Origin of the sequence: Streptomyces sp. NBRC 109706 (assembly GCF_000974485.1) — a bacterium.
Taxonomy (GTDB): Bacteria; Actinomycetota; Actinomycetes; order Streptomycetales; family Streptomycetaceae; genus Streptomyces.
In genome coordinates, this window is sequence record NZ_BBOM01000011.1 from 600,104 (window position 1) to 616,291 (window position 16,188).

Here is a 16,188-nt window from a genome sequence, read left to right on the forward strand (position 1 = left end):
GAGCGCACCCATGGCTGAAGTCCTCGTCTATGTCGACCACGTGGACGGCACCGTCCGCAAGCCCACCCTCGAACTGCTGACCCTCGCCCGCCGGCTCGGCGAGCCCGTGGCCGTCCATCTGGGCCCGGGCGCCGAGGCCGCCGCCCCGGTGCTCGGCGAGCACGGCGCCGTCCGGGTGCTGGCCGCCGACGCCCCCGAGTTCGCCGACTACCTGGTGGCCCCCAAGGTCGACGCGCTGCAGGCCGCCGTCGCCGCCGTCGAGCCGGCCGCCGTGCTGGTGCCGTCGAGCGCCGAGGGCAAGGAGATCGCCGCCCGGCTGGCGCTGCGTATCGAGTCCGGCCTGATCACCGACGCCGTCGACGTGACCGCCGGCGACGAAGGCCCGGTCGTCACCCTGTCGGTGTTCGCCGCCGCCTACACCACCACCTCCCGGGTCACCACGGGCACGCCGGTGATCACCGTCAAGCCCAACTCCGTGGCTCCGGAGGCGGCCCAGGCCGCCGGCACGGTCGAGGAGTTGGCGGTGTCCTTCGGCCCGCTGGCCACCGGCACCAAGGTGGTCTCCCGCACCCCGCGCGAGTCCACGGGGCGGCCCGAGCTGACCGAGGCCGCGATCGTCGTCTCCGGCGGGCGCGGCGTCAACGGCGCGGAGAACTTCGCGGTGATCGAGGCGCTGGCCGACTCGCTGGGCGCCGCCGTCGGCGCCTCCCGCGCGGCGGTCGACGCCGGCTGGTACCCGCACTCGCACCAGATCGGCCAGACCGGCAAGACGGTGTCCCCGCAGCTGTATGTGGCCGCCGGCATCTCCGGCGCCATCCAGCACCGCGCCGGGATGCAGACCTCGAAGACCATCGTCGCCGTCAACAAGGACGCCGAGGCGCCGATCTTCGAGCTGGTCGACTTCGGCGTCGTCGGCGACCTGTTCGATGTGGTGCCGGCTCTCACCGACGAGGTCACGGCCCGCAGGGGCTGAGCCCCCACGGGCCGTGCCGCGCCGCGTCGGTGCCCGTCAGGTGACGGGTACCGGCGCGGCGTTCGTCCGCCGTCGCCGACGCCCGCGCGCCCTCGGGGCCGGCGGCGCGTCGGCCACCGGCGCGGGCGCCGCGCGGCGCCCGGCGCGCCGGTCCGCCTCCAGGTCCGAGACGACCGGCGGCGGGCCGCTGCCGTTGTCCTCCCGGGACCGGCCCAGGATCAGCGCCGCCAGCAGGTGTTGTGGTTCCATGACTCACTCCTGTCATCCACGGTCCACGGCGGAGTTCCGCCGTGGAATCCAGCGTCGGCCAGCCGCGTGACGTCGCCTTTGCCCCGCGATCAACCCTCCGTGGCGATCCGTCGTCTCCCGATGAACGCGACATGACGCGCGGCGCGTTGTGTTTCCGCCGGCCGCCGGGAAGCCTTCAACCGAGTCGACCGATCGGAGCAGGACGCATGGAGCACGGTGATCCGGTGACAACCCGACTGACCGCCGCCGTCAATGGCGAGCTGGCGAAGGACCTGGCCGGCGTGGACGAGGAGTTGGCCCGCCGCTACCCGGGCGACGACGGCAGCCGCCAGCCCGTGCACACCGTCTATCTGCCGGCCGACCGCTACACCCCCGACACCCCGCGCGACTGGGGCCGCGCCGCGCTGGCGCTGCTCGACCAACACGCCCCGGACGCCGCCGCGTTCGCCGCCGCCCTGCACGACGAACCGCGGGAGGCGGCGGCGTCGGAGGAGTTGTACGCGCGGGTCCGTGCCAAGCTCGCCGACGAGCCCGTCGAGGATCTGCGGCTCGACTTCGAGGACGGCTTCGCGCCCCGCCCCGACGCCGAGGAGGACGCCGTCGCCGCCCGGGTGGCCCGCCAGGTCGCCGAAGCCGACGCGGCCGGAACGGGGCCCCCGTTCGTCGGCATCCGCTGCCAGTCGCTCGAAGCCCAGGTGCGGGATCGGGCCATCCGCACCCTGGACATCTTTCTCAGCACCCTGCTCGCCCACGGGCCGCTCCCGGCGGGGCTGCGGCTGACCCTGCCCAAGGTCAGCGACCCCCGGCAGGTCGCCGCCATGGTCCGGCTCTGCGAGGCGCTGGAGGCCGCCTGCGGACTGCCGGCCGGGCGGCTGCGCTTCGAGATCCAGATCGAGACCGCCCAGGCCGTCGTGGGCCCCGACGGCACCGCCACCGTCGCCCGGCTGATCGAGGCCGCCGCCGGCCGCGCCAACGGCCTGCACTACGGCACCTTCGACTACAGCGCCGCGCTGGGCATCAGCGCTGCCCACCAGGCCCCCGACCATCCGGCGGCCGACCACGCCAAGGCCGTGATGCAGGTCGCCGCCGCCGGCACCGGGGTGCGGCTCTCCGACGGCTCCACCAACGTCCTGCCCGTCGGCCCGAATGCCCAGGTCCGGCACGCGTGGCGGATCCACCACCGGCTGGTGGGCCGCGCCCTGGCCCGGGGCTACTACCAGGGCTGGGACATGCACCCGGGGCATCTGCCCACCCGCTACGCCGCCGTCCACGCCTTCTACCGCGCCGGGTTCGCCCCCGCCGCGCACCGGCTCGCCGCCTATGAACGAGGCGCCGAGGGCGAGGTGCTGGACGAGCCGGCCACGGCCCGCGCCCTGGCCGGTTTCCTGCTGCGCGGCCTCGCCTGCGGCGCGCTGGAGAGCACCGAGGTGACCGAACGCGCCGGGCTCACCCGGGAGCGCCTGCACCAGCTCACCGCGCCCCGGCCGACCCGGGGGCCCCGGTGATCGACGATGATCGGACTGGACAACCGTGCTCCTACCGACCAGGCTTTCCGCTCATGACCACTGATCTTGTCGCCGCCGTTGACATCGGCGGCACCAAAATCGCCGGTGCGTTGGTCACCGGCGAGGGAGAACTGCTCCACCGCGTCCAACGGCCGACCCCGGCCAAGGAGTCGGCCTCCGACGTGTTGCGGGCGGTCACGGAGGTGGTCACCTCACTCGTCGGCACCCCGGACTGGGCGCGGGTCCGCGCGCTCGGCATCGGCAGCGCCGGCCCGATCGACGCCAGGCTCGGCACCGTGAGCCCGGTCAACATCCCGGCCTGGCGGGAGTTCCCGCTGGTCGAGGGGGTCCGCAAGACCGTCGGCGAACTCCCGGTCGCCCTGGTCGGCGACGGCGCGGCCATCGCGGCCGGCGAACACTGGCGCGGCGCGGCCAGGGGGCGCGGCAACGCGCTGTGCATGGTGGTGTCCACCGGCGTAGGCGGCGGCCTGATCGTCGGCGACCGGCTCTATCCCGGGCCCACCGGCAACGCGGCCCATATCGGCCATATCAGCGTGGACTTCAACGGCGACCTCTGCCCCTGCGGCGGGCGTGGCTGTGTGGAACGGATCGCCAGCGGCACCAATATCGCCCGCTACGCGCTGGCCGCCGGCTGGCGTCCGGCGGCGCCCGACGGGGACGCCACGGCGGCCGGCGTCGCCGTCTCGGCGGCGGCCGGGGATCCCGTCGCGCTTGAGGCGTTCGACCGTTCGGCCCGCGCGCTGGCCGCCGGCATCGCCGCCACCGCGACCCTGGTCGAGCTGGAGACGGTGGTGGTGGGCGGCGGCGTGAGCCAGTCCGGCGAGGTGCTGTTCGCCCCGCTCCGGCGCGCGCTGGGGGAGTACGCGACGCTGCCCTATGTGCGGGGCATAGATGTCGTGCCGGCCCAACTCGGCACCGACGCCGGCCTGGTGGGCGCGGCGGCGGTGTGCTGGACGGCGCCGGACACGTTTTTGTCCCGGGGTGCAGCGGGCAACTGAACCTGGGGGCGAGGAAGGAGGGGGTTCGTGATCATCTGGCTCAATGGCGCGTTCGGTGCCGGCAAGACCACGGCGGCACACGAACTGCTCCATCTGCTGCCGGGCAGCACCCTGTTCGAGCCGGAGCGGGTCGGCGACCAGCTGCGCGGGATGCTGCCGAAGGAGCGTCTGGCCCAGGTCGACGACTACCAGGACCTGCCGTCCTGGCGCAGCCTGGTGGTGGCCACGGCCTCCGCCCTGCTCGCCGAGCTGCCGGGTCCCCTGATCACCCCGATGAGCCTGCTCAGCCAGGCATACCGGGACGAGATCTTCGGCGGGCTCGCGGCCCGCCGCATTCCGGTGCGGCACTTCCTGCTTCAGACCGAGGAAACGTTCCTCCGCGCGCGGATCGACCAACGGGCGGCCGTCGACGGCGACGCCGTCCGCACCCGCTACCTCGCCAGGCTGCCGCAGTACGACGCGGCGCTGCCCTGGCTCGCCGACGACGCGCACCCGGTCGCCGCCTCCCAACTCACCCCGCGCCAGACCGCCGAGGCACTGGCCGAGGGCATCCGGCGCGGCGACGGCGCCTGCACCATCGTGCAGACCGCGCGGCCGCGCGGCGAAACCCTCGCCGCCGGCGTGCTGTTCTTCGACGCCGAGGACCGGGTGCTGCTGGTCGACCCCACCTACAAACCCGGTTGGGAGTTCCCCGGCGGCGTCGTCGAACCGGGGGAGGAGCCGACCTCGGCCGCCGCCCGGGAGGTCTTCGAGGAGCTGGGGCTCCGCCTGGCCGGCGAGCCCACCCCCCTGGTGGTGGACTGGGAGCCGCCCCGCCCACCCGGCTTCGGCGGCGTCCGGCTGCTCTTCGACGGCGGGCTGCTGACCCCCGACCGGGCCGCCGACCTGCTGCTGCCCGACGCCGAACTGCGCGGCTGGCGGTTCGCCAGCGAGGCCGAGGCCGAACACCTGCTCTCCGCCGACCGGTTCGCCCGCCTCCAGGGCGCCCTGCGCGCCCGCGCCCTGGGCCGACCGCTCTATCTGGAGCGCGGCCGGGTGATCACCGGGCCGGCCACCGCCGGCTGACCGGCGACGCCGCTACGGCGGCGCTGGAATCGCGGGTCGGCCCGGCTCGCTCTAGCGTGGTCGCGATGGCCCCAGAACGGGGGAGGACTCCCCACGAGCGGTGACCCCGATGCGCCACGCGGACGATCAGGCCGGCCCGAACCACCCGTGCGACCCCCCGCCCGACGAGCCCATGGGCTGGGGCACCCGCGCCGCCTTCGGCGTGATGGCCGGCACCGTGGCGCTGGGCCTCACCATCATGGCCGGCGCCGTCCAGGGCTCGGACGGACCTCCGGCGCCGCCCCTCGGCGCCCCCGCCACCAGCGCCCCGCCCACCGGACTCGCGCACGCCCCGCTGGGGCACGCCGAACCGACCTGGGTCACCATCCCCGCCATCGGCGTCGACGCCCCGCTGACCTCCGTCGGCCTCGACCCGGAGGGCTGGGTCGACGCCCCGCCGCAGGAGGTCGACAACCTCGCCGGCTGGTTCCGCGACGCCGCGTCCCCCGGTTCCGCCGGCACCGCCGTACTGGTCGGCCATGTCGACAACGACGCCGGGCCCGCCGTCTTCTACGGCCTGGGCGAACTGCGCCCGGGCGACACCATCCAGGTCGTGCGCGAGGACGGCCTGGAGGCGACCTTCACGGTGTACGAGACCGCCGTCTACGAGAAGGACCAACTCCCCGAGCGCGTCTACCAGGACACCGACCACCCCGAGCTGCGCGTGATCACCTGCGGCGGCCCGTTCGAGCCGGGCACCGGCGGCTACCGGGGCAACGTCGTGGTCTACGCCGCGCTCACCGGCGCCGCCTGACGCGAACGGCCCCGACGGTAACCCGTTCGCCCTCGCTGGGGTGTTGACCCCCACCCGCTGTGTTTATGTCGCACTAGGACGAAGCGGGCGAAGCTCACCTTCCGGCGCAGCTCCGACCACCAGCGCATCTCCGGCACACACCCGACGAAGGAGTCTTCCCATGAGCAGACTGAGGACCGCGCTGGCCGCCGCCGGGCTGGGCGCGACGCTGGTCGGCACCGGCGCCCCGACCGCGCTCGCCGTCGACGACCAGGCACCCGCCCAGATCGTCGACTTCGGCTACAGCGTCTCCCCCGGCACCGTCCGCCCCGGCGGCGCGGTGGACCTCACCGTCACCGGCTGCACCGACTACGAGGCGACGGCCGAATCCCCCGTCTTCGACCGCGTCGTGCTCGGCATCCCCGGCGAACTCCAGAGCGCCCGCACCACCGTCGACACCGACGCCAGGCGCGGCGCCCAGTACGACGTCATCTTCAGCTGCGGCGACCAGACCGCCGCCGCCCGGCTGGCCATCGCCGAGGCCACCACCACGCCCACCCCGACGGCGACGCCCACGGTGGCCGGCACCTCGACGACCAAGCCGAGCCTCGGCGCCCAGGCCGGCGTCGGCGGCTCCCAGTCCGGCACCGCCCCCATGGTGCTGGCCGGCGCCGGCCTCACCGTCGCCGCCGTCGCCGGCGGCGCCATGCTGGTCCGCCGCCGCGCCTCCCGCCACTGAGACCTGGGCGGTCGGCCAGGCAACCACGAACCCCCGCCCCGACGGTGCCTGCGGCCGGCCGGACCGTGAGAAGTGCAACGAGCCACGGCCGGGAGTGCCCGAACGGGACGCGCCTGCGCGGCGGCTCGCAGGGGTTCTGGGGGGGGGAAGTGCGCGCCTGCCGCCGGGATCACGGCCGTGCGCCTCACCGTACGGTGAATCCTCGTTGGGATTCCGGCTGAGCGGTGCCCGCCGGACGTGCGCGGTGACTTCCGGGCGGAACGCGCCAGTGGCGCCGGGCCGAGGTCCCGGTGGATGCGTCACGGGGCTCAACCGGCTGCTGGAGCAGCGCGGTTGGCCCGGGTCCCGGAACGATGTGCCCGCCGCCCGCCAGGGCCCGTCTTCGGACGCCCCGTAGGGGCCCCTTCGCGGGGCAGCGGCCCCGGGGACCCGCGGTCGGCGCCCCCGGCCGTTCGCACCTGACCGGGCCGCACCGCCCGGTCGCATGTGCGGACACGTGGCGGCCGCGCCACGCACCCGCTCCCCCCGATCCCTTCGCCGCACAACCCCCGGAGGGGCGCCCTCATCCCGTACCGCACCGCCCGGTTGTGTGTACCTGTGGCCCGCCGTGCCATGCCCCCCCGGGCGGGGCGTGGCCGCCGGCGGCAGCCGGAACGCGGCAGCCGTACGCGGCAGCGTTACGCCGTGGTCGACTGTGCGTAGCGGGACAGGAAGAGGGCTTCGGCCACCGACATGCGTTCCAGTTCGTCGGGGGAGACGCTTTCGTCCACCGCGTGGATGCGGGCCGCCGCGTCGCTCAGGCCGATCATCAGGAACTCGGCGTCGGGGTAGAGCCCGCCGAGGGTCGCCGTCAACGGGATCGAACCGCCCTGGCCGACCACGGCCATCTCGGTGCCGTCATAGGCGTCCCGCATCGCCGAGGCCATCGAGGCATACGCCGGGCTGGTGACATCGGCCTGGAACGGCTGGCCCTCGCCCTGCTGCTCGACCGTCACCCTGGCGCCCCACGGCGCGTGCGCCCGCAGATGCGCGCCGACCAGCTCGCCGGCGGTCTTCGCCTCGACCCCGGGCGGCACCCGCAGCGCGATCTGCGCCCGCGCGGTGGCCTGCACCGACGGGGTCGCGCCCACCACCGGCGGGCAGTCGATGCCGATCACCGTGATCGACGGCCTGGCCCACAGCCGGTCGGCGACCGCCCCCGAGCCGATCAGCGAAACCCCGTCCAACACCCCGGCGTCCGCCCGGAACGCCTCGTCCGGATATCCGGTGCCCGACCAACTCCCGTCCGCCGCCAGGCCGTTGACGGCCGGACCGCCGTCGGCGTCGTAGAGCGAGTCCAGCATCCGCACCAGCGCCGCCAGCGCGTCGGGCGCCGCGCCGCCGAACGCGCCCGAGTGCAGATTGCCCGCCAGGGTCTCCACCCGGACGGTGAGCACGGCCATCCCGCGCAGGCTCGCCGTCACCGTCGGCTGCCCGGCCCTGACGTTGCCGGTGTCGCCGATCAGCACCACATCCGCCGCCAGCAGCTCCGGATGCGCCTGCGCGTACTCTTCGAGGCCGCTGGTGCCCTGCTCCTCCGAGCCCTCGACGATCACCTTCACGCCGACCGGCACCCCGCCGTTGGCCGCGAGTGCCCGCAGCGCCAGCAGATGCATCAGCACGCCGCCCTTGCAGTCGGCGGCACCGCGCCCGTACCAGCGTCCGTCCCGTTCGGTCAGCTCGAACGGCGGCGAGGTCCAGGCCGCCTCGTCGAGCGGCGGCTGCACGTCGTAGTGCGCGTACAGCAGCACGGTCGGGGCGCCGGCGGGGCCGGGGAGGTGGCCGAAGACGGACTGGGTGCCGTCCGGGGTGTCCAGCAGCCGCACCTCGGGGAAGCCCTCGGCGCGCAGCGCGTCCGCGACCCACTCGGCCGCGGCCCGGCACTCCTCCGGCGGGAACTGCCGGGGATCGGCCACCGACCTGAAGGCCACCAGCTCGGCCAACTCCCGTCGTGCCGTGGGGAGCGCGGCGGCGACGGTGCCGGCCAGGGCGGCGTGCTGCGGGCTGTGCGGCATGAGGACCTCCTTGAGCGGGCCGGGTCGCTGTTCCGACGGCCCTCTCATACATGCGTACGAACGACGGTGCGGTCGATGATGTCATAGCGTGGACGGCCACCCACGGGTCCGGCGCTCCGGCCCCGCCAAACCGGCCGGGCTCCGCCTGTGACACCGCATTAGGATGCACAACGGCGAGGGATTCAAGACCGCATCGGGGAGCACGAGCACGTCGTGAGCAGCGAGAACGAGGCCGAGGGCCGCACCGTCTGGGATGTCGTCGTGGTGGGAGCCGGGCCCGGCGGGGCCTCCGCCGCCCGAGCCGCCGCCGAGGCCGGCCGCCGCGTACTGCTCCTGGAGAAGGCCGAACTTCCCCGCTACAAGACGTGCGGGGGCGGCATCATCGGCCCCACCAGGGACGCCCTGCCGCCCGGCTTCGAACTGCCGCTGCGGGACCGGGTGCACGCGGTCACCTTCTCGCTCAACGGGCGGCTCAACCGCACCCGACGTTCCAAGCGGATGCTGTTCGGCCTGGTCAACCGCCCGGAGTTCGACAAGCGTCTCGCCGAGGCCGCCGTCAAGGCCGGCGCGCGGCTGCGCACCGGCGCCACCGTCTCCCGCGTCGAACAGCACGGCCCGGCCGTGCCCGACCGGCGGACCGTCGCCGTGGTCCTGGCCGGCGGCGAGACCATCCTGGCCCGCGCCGTCGTCGGCGCCGACGGCAGCGCCAGCCGGATAGGGGCCCATGTCGGGGTCCGGGTCGACCATGTGGATCTGGGTCTGGAATCGGAGATCCCGGTGCCCCCGGAGGTGGCGGGGGACTGGCGCGGCCGCGCCCTGATCGACTGGGGGCCGCTGCCCGGCTCCTACGGCTGGGTCTTCCCCAAGGGGGACTCCCTCACCGTGGGTGTGATCTCCGCCCGGGGCGACGGCGCCGCCACCAAGCGCTATCTGGAGGACTTCGTCGGCCGGCTCGGCCTGTCGGGGTTCGAACCCAGCATCTCCTCCGGCCATCTCACCCGCTGCCGCACCGACGACTCGCCGCTCTCCCGGGGCCGTGTCCTGGTCTGCGGGGACGCGGCCGGACTGCTGGAGCCCTGGACCCGGGAGGGCATCTCCTTCGCGCTGCGCTCCGGACGCCTCGCCGGCCAGTGGGCGGTGCGCATCGCCGAGGCCGGCGACGCGGTGGACGCCCGCCGGCAGGCCCTCAACTACACGTTCGCCATCAAGTCCGGGCTCGGCGTGGAGATGGGCGTCGGCCGTCGGATGCTCGCCACCTTCGCGCAGCGACCCCGGCTGGTGCACACCGCCCTGGTCGGGTTCCGCCCCGCCTGGGGCGCGTTCGCCCAGATCACCCGCGGCTCCACCACCCTCGCCGGCATCGTGCGCACCCATCCGCTGGCCCGCAAGGCGCTGCACGCGCTGGACCGACGCGGCGAGGGCCCCGAAGGGCCAGAGGGGACGGGCGGTTCGGGCGGCGCCGGCGGTCAGGACGCCAGCGCGGGATCGGGGGAGAGCGCCGGATCCTGACGCAGGATGCGCTGATGCAGCGCGCGCAGCTCGGGCCCCGGATCCGACCCCAGCTCCCGCCCCACCCGGGCCCGCGTCTCCTCGAACGTCAGCAACGCGTCCGCCGACCGCCCGCTGCGGTAGAGCGCCAGCATCAGCAGCCACACCAGCCGCTCCCGTAGCGGGTGCGCCGCGACCTGTCGCATCAACTCGTGCACGCACTCGTGGTACCGGCCGCGTTCCAACGCGCCCTCCAGGCGCGCCTCCAGGACCAGCAGCCGCTTCTCCGCCCAACGCCGCCGCTCCGCCGCCAGATAGGGCCCGGTCAGCCCCTCGGCGAACTCCCCGCGCCACAGCGACTCGGCCCGCTCCGCCCAGTCCCCGGCCTCCGCCAGCCGCCCCGCGTCCCTGGCCGCCACCGCCCGCGCCAACAGCGCACGCCGGTCGGCGAGATCGTCGATGCCGGCCTCGGCGAGCAGATAGCCGCTGCCCGTCCACCGGGGCGCCGGACCCGGCGCCAGCGCGCGCCGGATGCCGGACACGTACTTCTGCACCAGATTGCGCACCTGCCCGGGCGGACGCTCCCCCCACACCGCGTCCACCAACGCCTCGAAGGTCATCGGGCGCCCCTCCTGGAGCAACAGCACGGCCAACACCGCCCGTTGCCGGGGCGGACCGAGCGGCAGCTCGACACCCCCGCGCGACACCCGGATCGGACCGAGCAGCTCGAAACGCACAGCCTCACGCACAGCCTCCGCCATACGAACGAGCCTAACGCGCCGCTCCGCACCCGCCGACGCGCCGCGTTCCAGCGGTTCTTCCAGCGGACGGTCAGTGGGCGTTCCAGCGGATGGTCAGCGGGCCGGGCCACCGTTGGCAGCTCACGCTCGCGAAAGGTTCTTCCCTCCATGGCACAGCCCAACCGCCCAGCCGATCCCGGCCTGTTGACCCGGCTCGGCCGCGTCGCCGTACGGCGTGCGGGAGCGATCCTGCTGGCCGCCGCCGTGCTTCTCCCGCTGCTCGGGCTGCTCGGCGCCGGCGCCCCCGGCGCCCTCCAACTGGCCCGCTGGGACGCCCCCGGCACCGAATCGGTCCGCGTCCAGGACGTGTTGCGGGAGACCTACGGCACCGGCAATCCCAACCTCGCCCTGCTGGTCACCGCCAGGAACGGCGATGTGGACAGCCCCGAGGTCGAGGCGGAGGGACGAAGGGTCGCCGCCGAACTCGCCGAGCACCCGATGGTCACCGATGTCACCGCCTACTGGACCGACCGGGACGCCGCGCTGCGCGCCACCGACGGCAGCCGCGCCCTGGTACTCGCCAGGCTGGAGGGCGACGCCACCGAGACCCGCGCCGAACTGGCGGACCTCTCACCGGAGTTGACGGACAGCAACGCCTTTGTCGACGTCGCGGTCGGCGGCCAGGAGGAGGTGTCGAGGCAGGTCGGCGAGCAGGCCGCCAGGGACTTCCTGACCGCCGAGCTGATCGTGCTCCCCGCCGTCACCCTGCTGCTGGTCCTCGTCTACCGGCGGGCCGTCGCGGCCCTGATCACCGTGGGCGTCGGCCTGTTCAGCGTGCTGGCCACCCTCGCCGGGCTGCGGCTGATCGCCCAGCTCACGCCCGTCTCCACGTTCGCCGCCAACCTGGCCCTGGTCCTCGGGCTCGGACTCGGCATCGACTACTGCCTCTTCGTGATCAACCGCTACCGCGAGGAACGAGCCGCCGGGCTGCCCCAGCAGGAGGCCGCCGTCGCCGCCGTCGCCGTGGCCGGCCGCACCGTCGTCTTCAGCGGGCTGACCGTCGCCATCTCGCTGGCCACCCTCCTGGTGTTCCCGTTCTTCTTCCTCAGCTCCTTCGCCTACGCCGGCGTCCTGGTGGTCCTGGCCGCCGTGGTCGGCGCCATCGTCATCCTGCCGGCCGCGCTGGCCCGTTGGGGCCACCGCTTCGAACGCACCCGACCGGCCGCCGCGACCGGCACCTTCTGGGAGCGCACCGCGCGCGGCGTGCTGCGCCGCCCGCTGGTCACCGGCCTGGCCGCGCTCGGCGTGCTGCTGCTCGCCGCCTCCCCGGTGCTCGGCCTGCGGTTCGGCCTGCCCGACCAGCGCACCCTGCCCGCCGGCACCTCAAGCCGGGTCGTCGCCGAGGAGACCCAACGGCACTTCGAGGCCGAGCCCACCGACACCCTGTTCGCGGTCACCGGACCCGACGCCGGGCTCGACGCGCGGCAGACGGCCGACTACGCCGCCGAACTCTCCCGCCACCCCGGCGTGTTCCAGGTGGTGTCGGCCGTCGGCACCCACCGCCGGGGCGAGTTGGCCGAGCCACCCGGCGCGGCGTCCGCCGCCATGACCGGCCAGGACGGCGGAACGTCGCTCTCCGTGGTGCCCACCCAGGACGCGATGGCCGGCGACGTCCCGGGGCTGGTCGCCGAACTGCGCGACACCCCGGCCCCCGCCGCCTTCGAGTTCGGCGGCTATCCGGCCGAGACCAGCGACTTCCGTTCCGTCCTGCTCTCCCGGGTGCCGCTGATGGCCGCCCTGATCCTGATCGCCACCTGCGTGGTGCTGTTCCTGCTCACCGGCAGCGTGCTGCTGCCGCTGAAGGCCACCGTGCTCAACCTGCTGAGCCTCGGCGTGATGTTCGGCGCCCTGGTGTGGATCTTCCAGGACGGCCGCTTCTCCGGGGTGTTGGGCTTCACCCCGACCGGCTCCATCGAACCCAGCATCCCGATGCTGATGTTCTGCGTCACCTACGGACTCTCCATGGACTACGAGGTGTTCCTGCTCTCCCGCATCAAGGAGGAACACGACCGCACCGGCGACACCCACGCGTCCGTCGTCGCCGGGATCCGCACCACCGCCCCGCTGATCACCGCCGCCGCCGGCATCCTGGTCGTCACCTTCGCCACCTACGCGACCAGCGGCGTCGTCTTCCTCAAGGAGCTGGGCATCGGCACCGCGCTGGTCATCCTGGCCGACGCCACCCTGATCCGGATGGTGCTGCTCCCGGCGTCCATGCGGCTGGCCGGCCGCGCCAACTGGTGGGCCCCGGGCCCGCTCCGCCGCTTCCACGACCGCTTCGGCCTGAGCGAGGCCCTGCCGGCGGCCCCACCGCCGCCCGCGAAGCGGGAACCCACCCCGGTCGGCTGACGGTCGGGCCGGCCCCCACCGTCCTCAGCCCCGCGCCGGCACCCGGCGGCGCACGCCGAAGACGACCGCGCCCAGGGCCAGCGTCGCCGCCCCCCACAGCACGGAGGACAGCGGCAGGGCCAGGGCCAGCACCCCGCACCCGACCAGGCCGACGCCCGGCACCACCCGGTCCAGGCGGCGCCCGGCCGAAGGGAGCGTCCACGCCGAGGCGTTGGCGATGGCGTAGTAGGCCAGCACACCGAAGGAGGAGAAGCCGATCGCCCCGCGTGGGTCGGCGCCCGTGGCCAGCACCACGACCACGGCGCCGACCGCCCACACCGCGCGGTGCGGCACCCCGAAACGCGGGTGGACGGCGGCCAGGGCCTGCGGCAGGTGCCGGTCGCGGGCCATCGCCAGGGCGGTGCGGGAGACCCCCAACAGCAGGCCGAGCAACGCCCCCAGGGCCGCCAGCGCCGCCCCCACCCGCACCACGGGAACCAGGGCGGGAGCGCCGGCGGCGTCCACCGCGTCGGCGAGCGGCGCGGTGGCCCCGGCCAGGCCGTCGACCCCCAGCACGGCGAGGACGCTCACGGCCACCGCCGCGTACACCACCAGAGCGCCGCCGAGCGCCAACGGGATCGCGCGCGGAATCGTCCGCGCCGGATCGCGGACCTCCTCGCCGAGCGTCGCGATCCGCGCGTAGCCGGCGAAGGCGAAGAACAGCAGCCCGGCCGCCTGGAGCACCCCGCCCCAGGCGATGTCGGAGCCGCCGGCCGCCCAGGCGCGCCCGGCGGATCCCCCTGCCAGGTTGGCGACGACCACCGCAGCGAGCACCGCCAGGACGACCGCCACGATGCCCCGCGTCACCCACGCGGACTTCCGCATCCCCAGGTGGTTCACCACGGTCAGCGCCACCACGGCGGCGACCGCCACCGCCCTGGCCTGTTCGGGCCACGCATAGAAGCCCACCGTCAACGCCATCGCCGCGCAGGAGGCCGTCTTCCCGACGACAAAGGCCCAGCCGGCCAGATATCCCCAGAAGTCCCCCAGGCGCTCCCGGCCGTAGACATAGGTGCCGCCCGAGCGCGGATAGCGCGCGGCCAACCGGGCGGAGGACAGCGCGTTGGCGTACGCCACCACGGCGGCCAACGCCAACGCCAGGAGCAGACCGCCGCCCGCCACGCCGGCGGCCGGCGCCAGTGCCACGAAGATGCCCGCGCCGACCATCGACCCCAGGCCGATCACCACCGCGTCGAACACCCCAAGACGCCGGCGCAGTTCTCCCGCCCGCGCGGACCCGGGTGCGCCCATCGCTCACTCCCCACCGCGGCGGTCGGCCCCGCCGCTCCTCGACCGGAGGAGCACGATAGGGGCGGCGGATGACCGGCGGGCGACCGCCCGACGTCCAACCGGGGGCTACGCCACCGCCGTGGCGGCATCCCGCTTGCGCCGCACGTACAGCTGTTTGCGCACCAGGGCCACCACCGTGCCGTCGGCGGCTCGTACCTCGCAGTCGAACCAGGGGAGCGCCTTCGCGCCGTCCGCCGTGGCCGCGCGGATCTCCGCGACCCGCTCCTCCGACAGCTCGAACTCCACGAACACATCGCCGCGCCCGGGCGAGACGTACTCGATCTCGGCCGCCCGGTCCCACACCACATAGCCGGGGCCGAGGCGGTGCAGCACCAGCAGCGCCCAGAACGGGTCGCACATCGAGTACAGCGAGCCGCCGAACTGGGTGCCGAAGTAGTTGCGGTTCAGCCGGCCGAGGCGCATCCGCACCCGGGCCGCGCTCCAGTCGTCGGCGATGCGCTCCACCCGGATCCCGGCCGCGCGGAACGGCGGCCACCAGCGCATGACGCGTCGCAGGGTGCGGGGGCTGACGATTCGTACCGACATAATCCGTAAGCTACCACGGAAAGTTACCTGCCGGTAATGCCGTCGGAGACGCCCCTCACCCCGCCCGGCGCAGCGCGTCCCGCGTGCCGTAGGCCGTCACGGCGGCCACCCCCGACAGCACGGCGACCGTCACCAACGCCGTCGCCAGGCTGAACCAGTCCGCCAGGAACCCGATGGCCACCGGGCCCGCCAACATCCCGCCGTAGCCGACCGTCGAGGCCAGCGCCACCCCCCGGGGGCCGGCCAACTGCCCCGCCGTGCCGATGGTGATCGGGAACGCGTTGGCCAACCCCAGGCCCGTCAGCGCGAACCCCACCAGCGCCAACCACACCGTGGGCGCCAGCGCGCCCAGCAGCATCCCCGCCGCGCCCAACGCGCCGCCGGCGACCAGCGCCCGGTCGGGCCCGATCCGCGCCAGCACCGCGGAACCCGTCAACCGGCCCACCGTCATCGCCAGCGCGAACACCGAATAGCCGGCCGCCGCCACCCCGGCGCCCGCGCCCAACGTCTCCCGAAGATGAAGGGCGCTCCAGTCCGCCATCGCGCCCTCGCCATAGGTGGTGCACAGGGCTATCAACCCCAACACGCCCACCAGCCAGCCCACCGAACCGCCGGCCGCGACGCCCTTCGCCCTCGCCTTGCGGCCGCCGTCCCCCGACAACGGGGCCGGCCGGGGCGCGTTCCGCCACAGCGTCCGGCCGGCCCACACCACCACCAGCAGCCCGACGGCCGCCAGCAGCGCGAGATGGCGCGCCGCGCTCAGCCGGTCGGCGACCAGCCCGCCGAGCCCCGCGCCCACCATCCCGCCCAGGCTGAACGCCGCGTGGAAGCTCGGCATCACCGGCCGCCGCAGCGCCGCCACCAGATCGACGGCCGCGCTGTTGGCCGCCACGTTCACCGCGCCGAACCCCGCCCCGAACAGCAGCAGCACCGCCCCCAGCGTCACCGCCGAGTGGGTGTGCGGCGGCAGCGCCACGCTCAGCACCAGCAGCGCCCCGGCGAACACCGTCACCCGGTTGTTGCCGAAGCGTTGACAGAGCCGGCCGGTCAGCGTCATCGTCACCACGGCACCGATCGAGACACCCAGCAGCGCCAACCCCAGAGCGGAGGGGGAGGCGCCCGTCTGCTCCTTCACCGCCGGGATGCGCACCACCCAGCCGGCGAAGACGAAACCGTCCACCGCGAAGAACGCCGTCAGCGCGACCCGGAACAGGGCCAACGCCCGCGCCGCCGACGGGTCCTCGCCCGCCGGGGCACGCGGGGACAGGATCGCCCGAAATTTGTTTATTGAAGACACAAA

General features: G+C 74.6%; 14 protein-coding genes. 8 read left to right on the forward strand and 6 right to left on the reverse strand.

Features of this window, described 5'->3' with window-relative positions:
- The first annotated feature begins 10 nt into the window (after positions 1–10).
- On the forward strand, positions 11–973 hold the full coding sequence (locus AOM46_RS27175) for an electron transfer flavoprotein subunit alpha/FixB family protein (protein WP_062216143.1): 963 nt from the start codon (positions 11–13) through the stop codon (positions 971–973).
- A gap of 36 nt (positions 974–1,009) precedes the next feature.
- Here AOM46_RS27175 and AOM46_RS27180 read toward each other — a convergent pair whose 3' ends face one another.
- On the reverse strand, positions 1,010–1,222 hold the full coding sequence (locus tag AOM46_RS27180) for a hypothetical protein (protein ID WP_062216145.1): 213 nt from the start codon (positions 1,220–1,222) through the stop codon (positions 1,010–1,012).
- Positions 1,223–1,428: 206 nt separating this feature from the next.
- On the opposite strand from AOM46_RS27180, the gene AOM46_RS27185 reads away from it, so the two are divergent.
- From AOM46_RS27185 to AOM46_RS27205, 5 genes are all read left to right on the forward strand, one after another.
- A complete protein-coding gene (locus AOM46_RS27185) occupies positions 1,429–2,727 on the forward strand; it encodes an aldolase/citrate lyase family protein (RefSeq protein ID WP_062216147.1) in 1,299 nt (432 codons plus the stop codon).
- Between the two features lie 53 nt (positions 2,728–2,780).
- Positions 2,781–3,746 (forward strand): ROK family protein, encoded by a 966-nt coding sequence (locus AOM46_RS27190; protein ID WP_062216149.1) that lies wholly within the window; start codon positions 2,781–2,783, stop codon positions 3,744–3,746.
- Between the two features lie 27 nt (positions 3,747–3,773).
- Positions 3,774–4,811 carry an NUDIX hydrolase gene (locus AOM46_RS27195; RefSeq protein WP_062216151.1) on the forward strand — a complete coding sequence of 346 codons (1,038 nt, stop codon included), beginning with the start codon at positions 3,774–3,776 and terminating at the stop codon, positions 4,809–4,811.
- 109 nt (positions 4,812–4,920) lie between these two features.
- Positions 4,921–5,604, forward strand: a complete 684-nt coding sequence (locus AOM46_RS27200; RefSeq protein ID WP_234314031.1) for a class F sortase — start codon at positions 4,921–4,923, stop codon at positions 5,602–5,604.
- A gap of 160 nt (positions 5,605–5,764) precedes the next feature.
- The gene (locus AOM46_RS27205; protein WP_062216153.1) at positions 5,765–6,322 is read left to right on the forward strand and encodes a hypothetical protein; all 558 of its coding nucleotides are present in this window, start codon (positions 5,765–5,767) and stop codon (positions 6,320–6,322) included.
- Positions 6,323–6,999: 677 nt separating this feature from the next.
- Here the strand turns inward: AOM46_RS27205 and AOM46_RS27210 are convergent.
- The gene (locus tag AOM46_RS27210; protein ID WP_062216155.1) at positions 7,000–8,376 is read right to left on the reverse strand and encodes a dipeptidase; all 1,377 of its coding nucleotides are present in this window, start codon (positions 8,374–8,376) and stop codon (positions 7,000–7,002) included.
- A 213-nt stretch (positions 8,377–8,589) separates the two neighbouring features.
- Between AOM46_RS27210 and AOM46_RS27215 the strand changes: the two genes are divergently transcribed.
- Complete coding sequence (locus AOM46_RS27215) at positions 8,590–9,885, forward strand: geranylgeranyl reductase family protein (protein WP_199824070.1); 1,296 nt, start codon at positions 8,590–8,592, stop codon at positions 9,883–9,885.
- On the opposite strand, the gene AOM46_RS27220 is transcribed toward AOM46_RS27215, so the two are convergent.
- A complete protein-coding gene (locus tag AOM46_RS27220; RefSeq protein ID WP_062216159.1) occupies positions 9,843–10,625 on the reverse strand; it encodes a BTAD domain-containing putative transcriptional regulator in 783 nt (260 codons plus the stop codon). The two genes, AOM46_RS27215 and AOM46_RS27220, sit on opposite strands and share 43 nt — an antisense overlap.
- Positions 10,626–10,772: 147 nt before the next feature.
- Here AOM46_RS27220 and AOM46_RS27225 point away from each other — a divergent pair, with 147 nt between their 5' ends.
- Positions 10,773–13,013 carry an MMPL family transporter gene (locus AOM46_RS27225; RefSeq protein ID WP_062216161.1) on the forward strand — a complete coding sequence of 747 codons (2,241 nt, stop codon included), beginning with the start codon at positions 10,773–10,775 and terminating at the stop codon, positions 13,011–13,013.
- A 24-nt stretch (positions 13,014–13,037) separates the two neighbouring features.
- On the opposite strand, the gene AOM46_RS27230 is transcribed toward AOM46_RS27225, so the two are convergent.
- From AOM46_RS27230 to AOM46_RS27240, 3 genes are all read right to left on the reverse strand, one after another.
- Entirely contained in the window at positions 13,038–14,303 is a 1,266-nt protein-coding gene (locus AOM46_RS27230) for an APC family permease (protein ID WP_062216168.1), read from the reverse strand.
- Positions 14,304–14,408: 105 nt separating this feature from the next.
- The gene (locus AOM46_RS27235) at positions 14,409–14,888 is read right to left on the reverse strand and encodes a DUF4442 domain-containing protein (protein ID WP_062216170.1); all 480 of its coding nucleotides are present in this window, start codon (positions 14,886–14,888) and stop codon (positions 14,409–14,411) included.
- Positions 14,889–14,943: 55 nt separating this feature from the next.
- Positions 14,944–16,185: an MFS transporter gene (locus tag AOM46_RS27240; RefSeq protein ID WP_078857220.1), complete on the reverse strand. Its 1,242-nt coding sequence runs from the start codon at positions 16,183–16,185 to the stop codon at positions 14,944–14,946.
- Positions 16,186–16,188 lie beyond the last annotated feature (3 nt).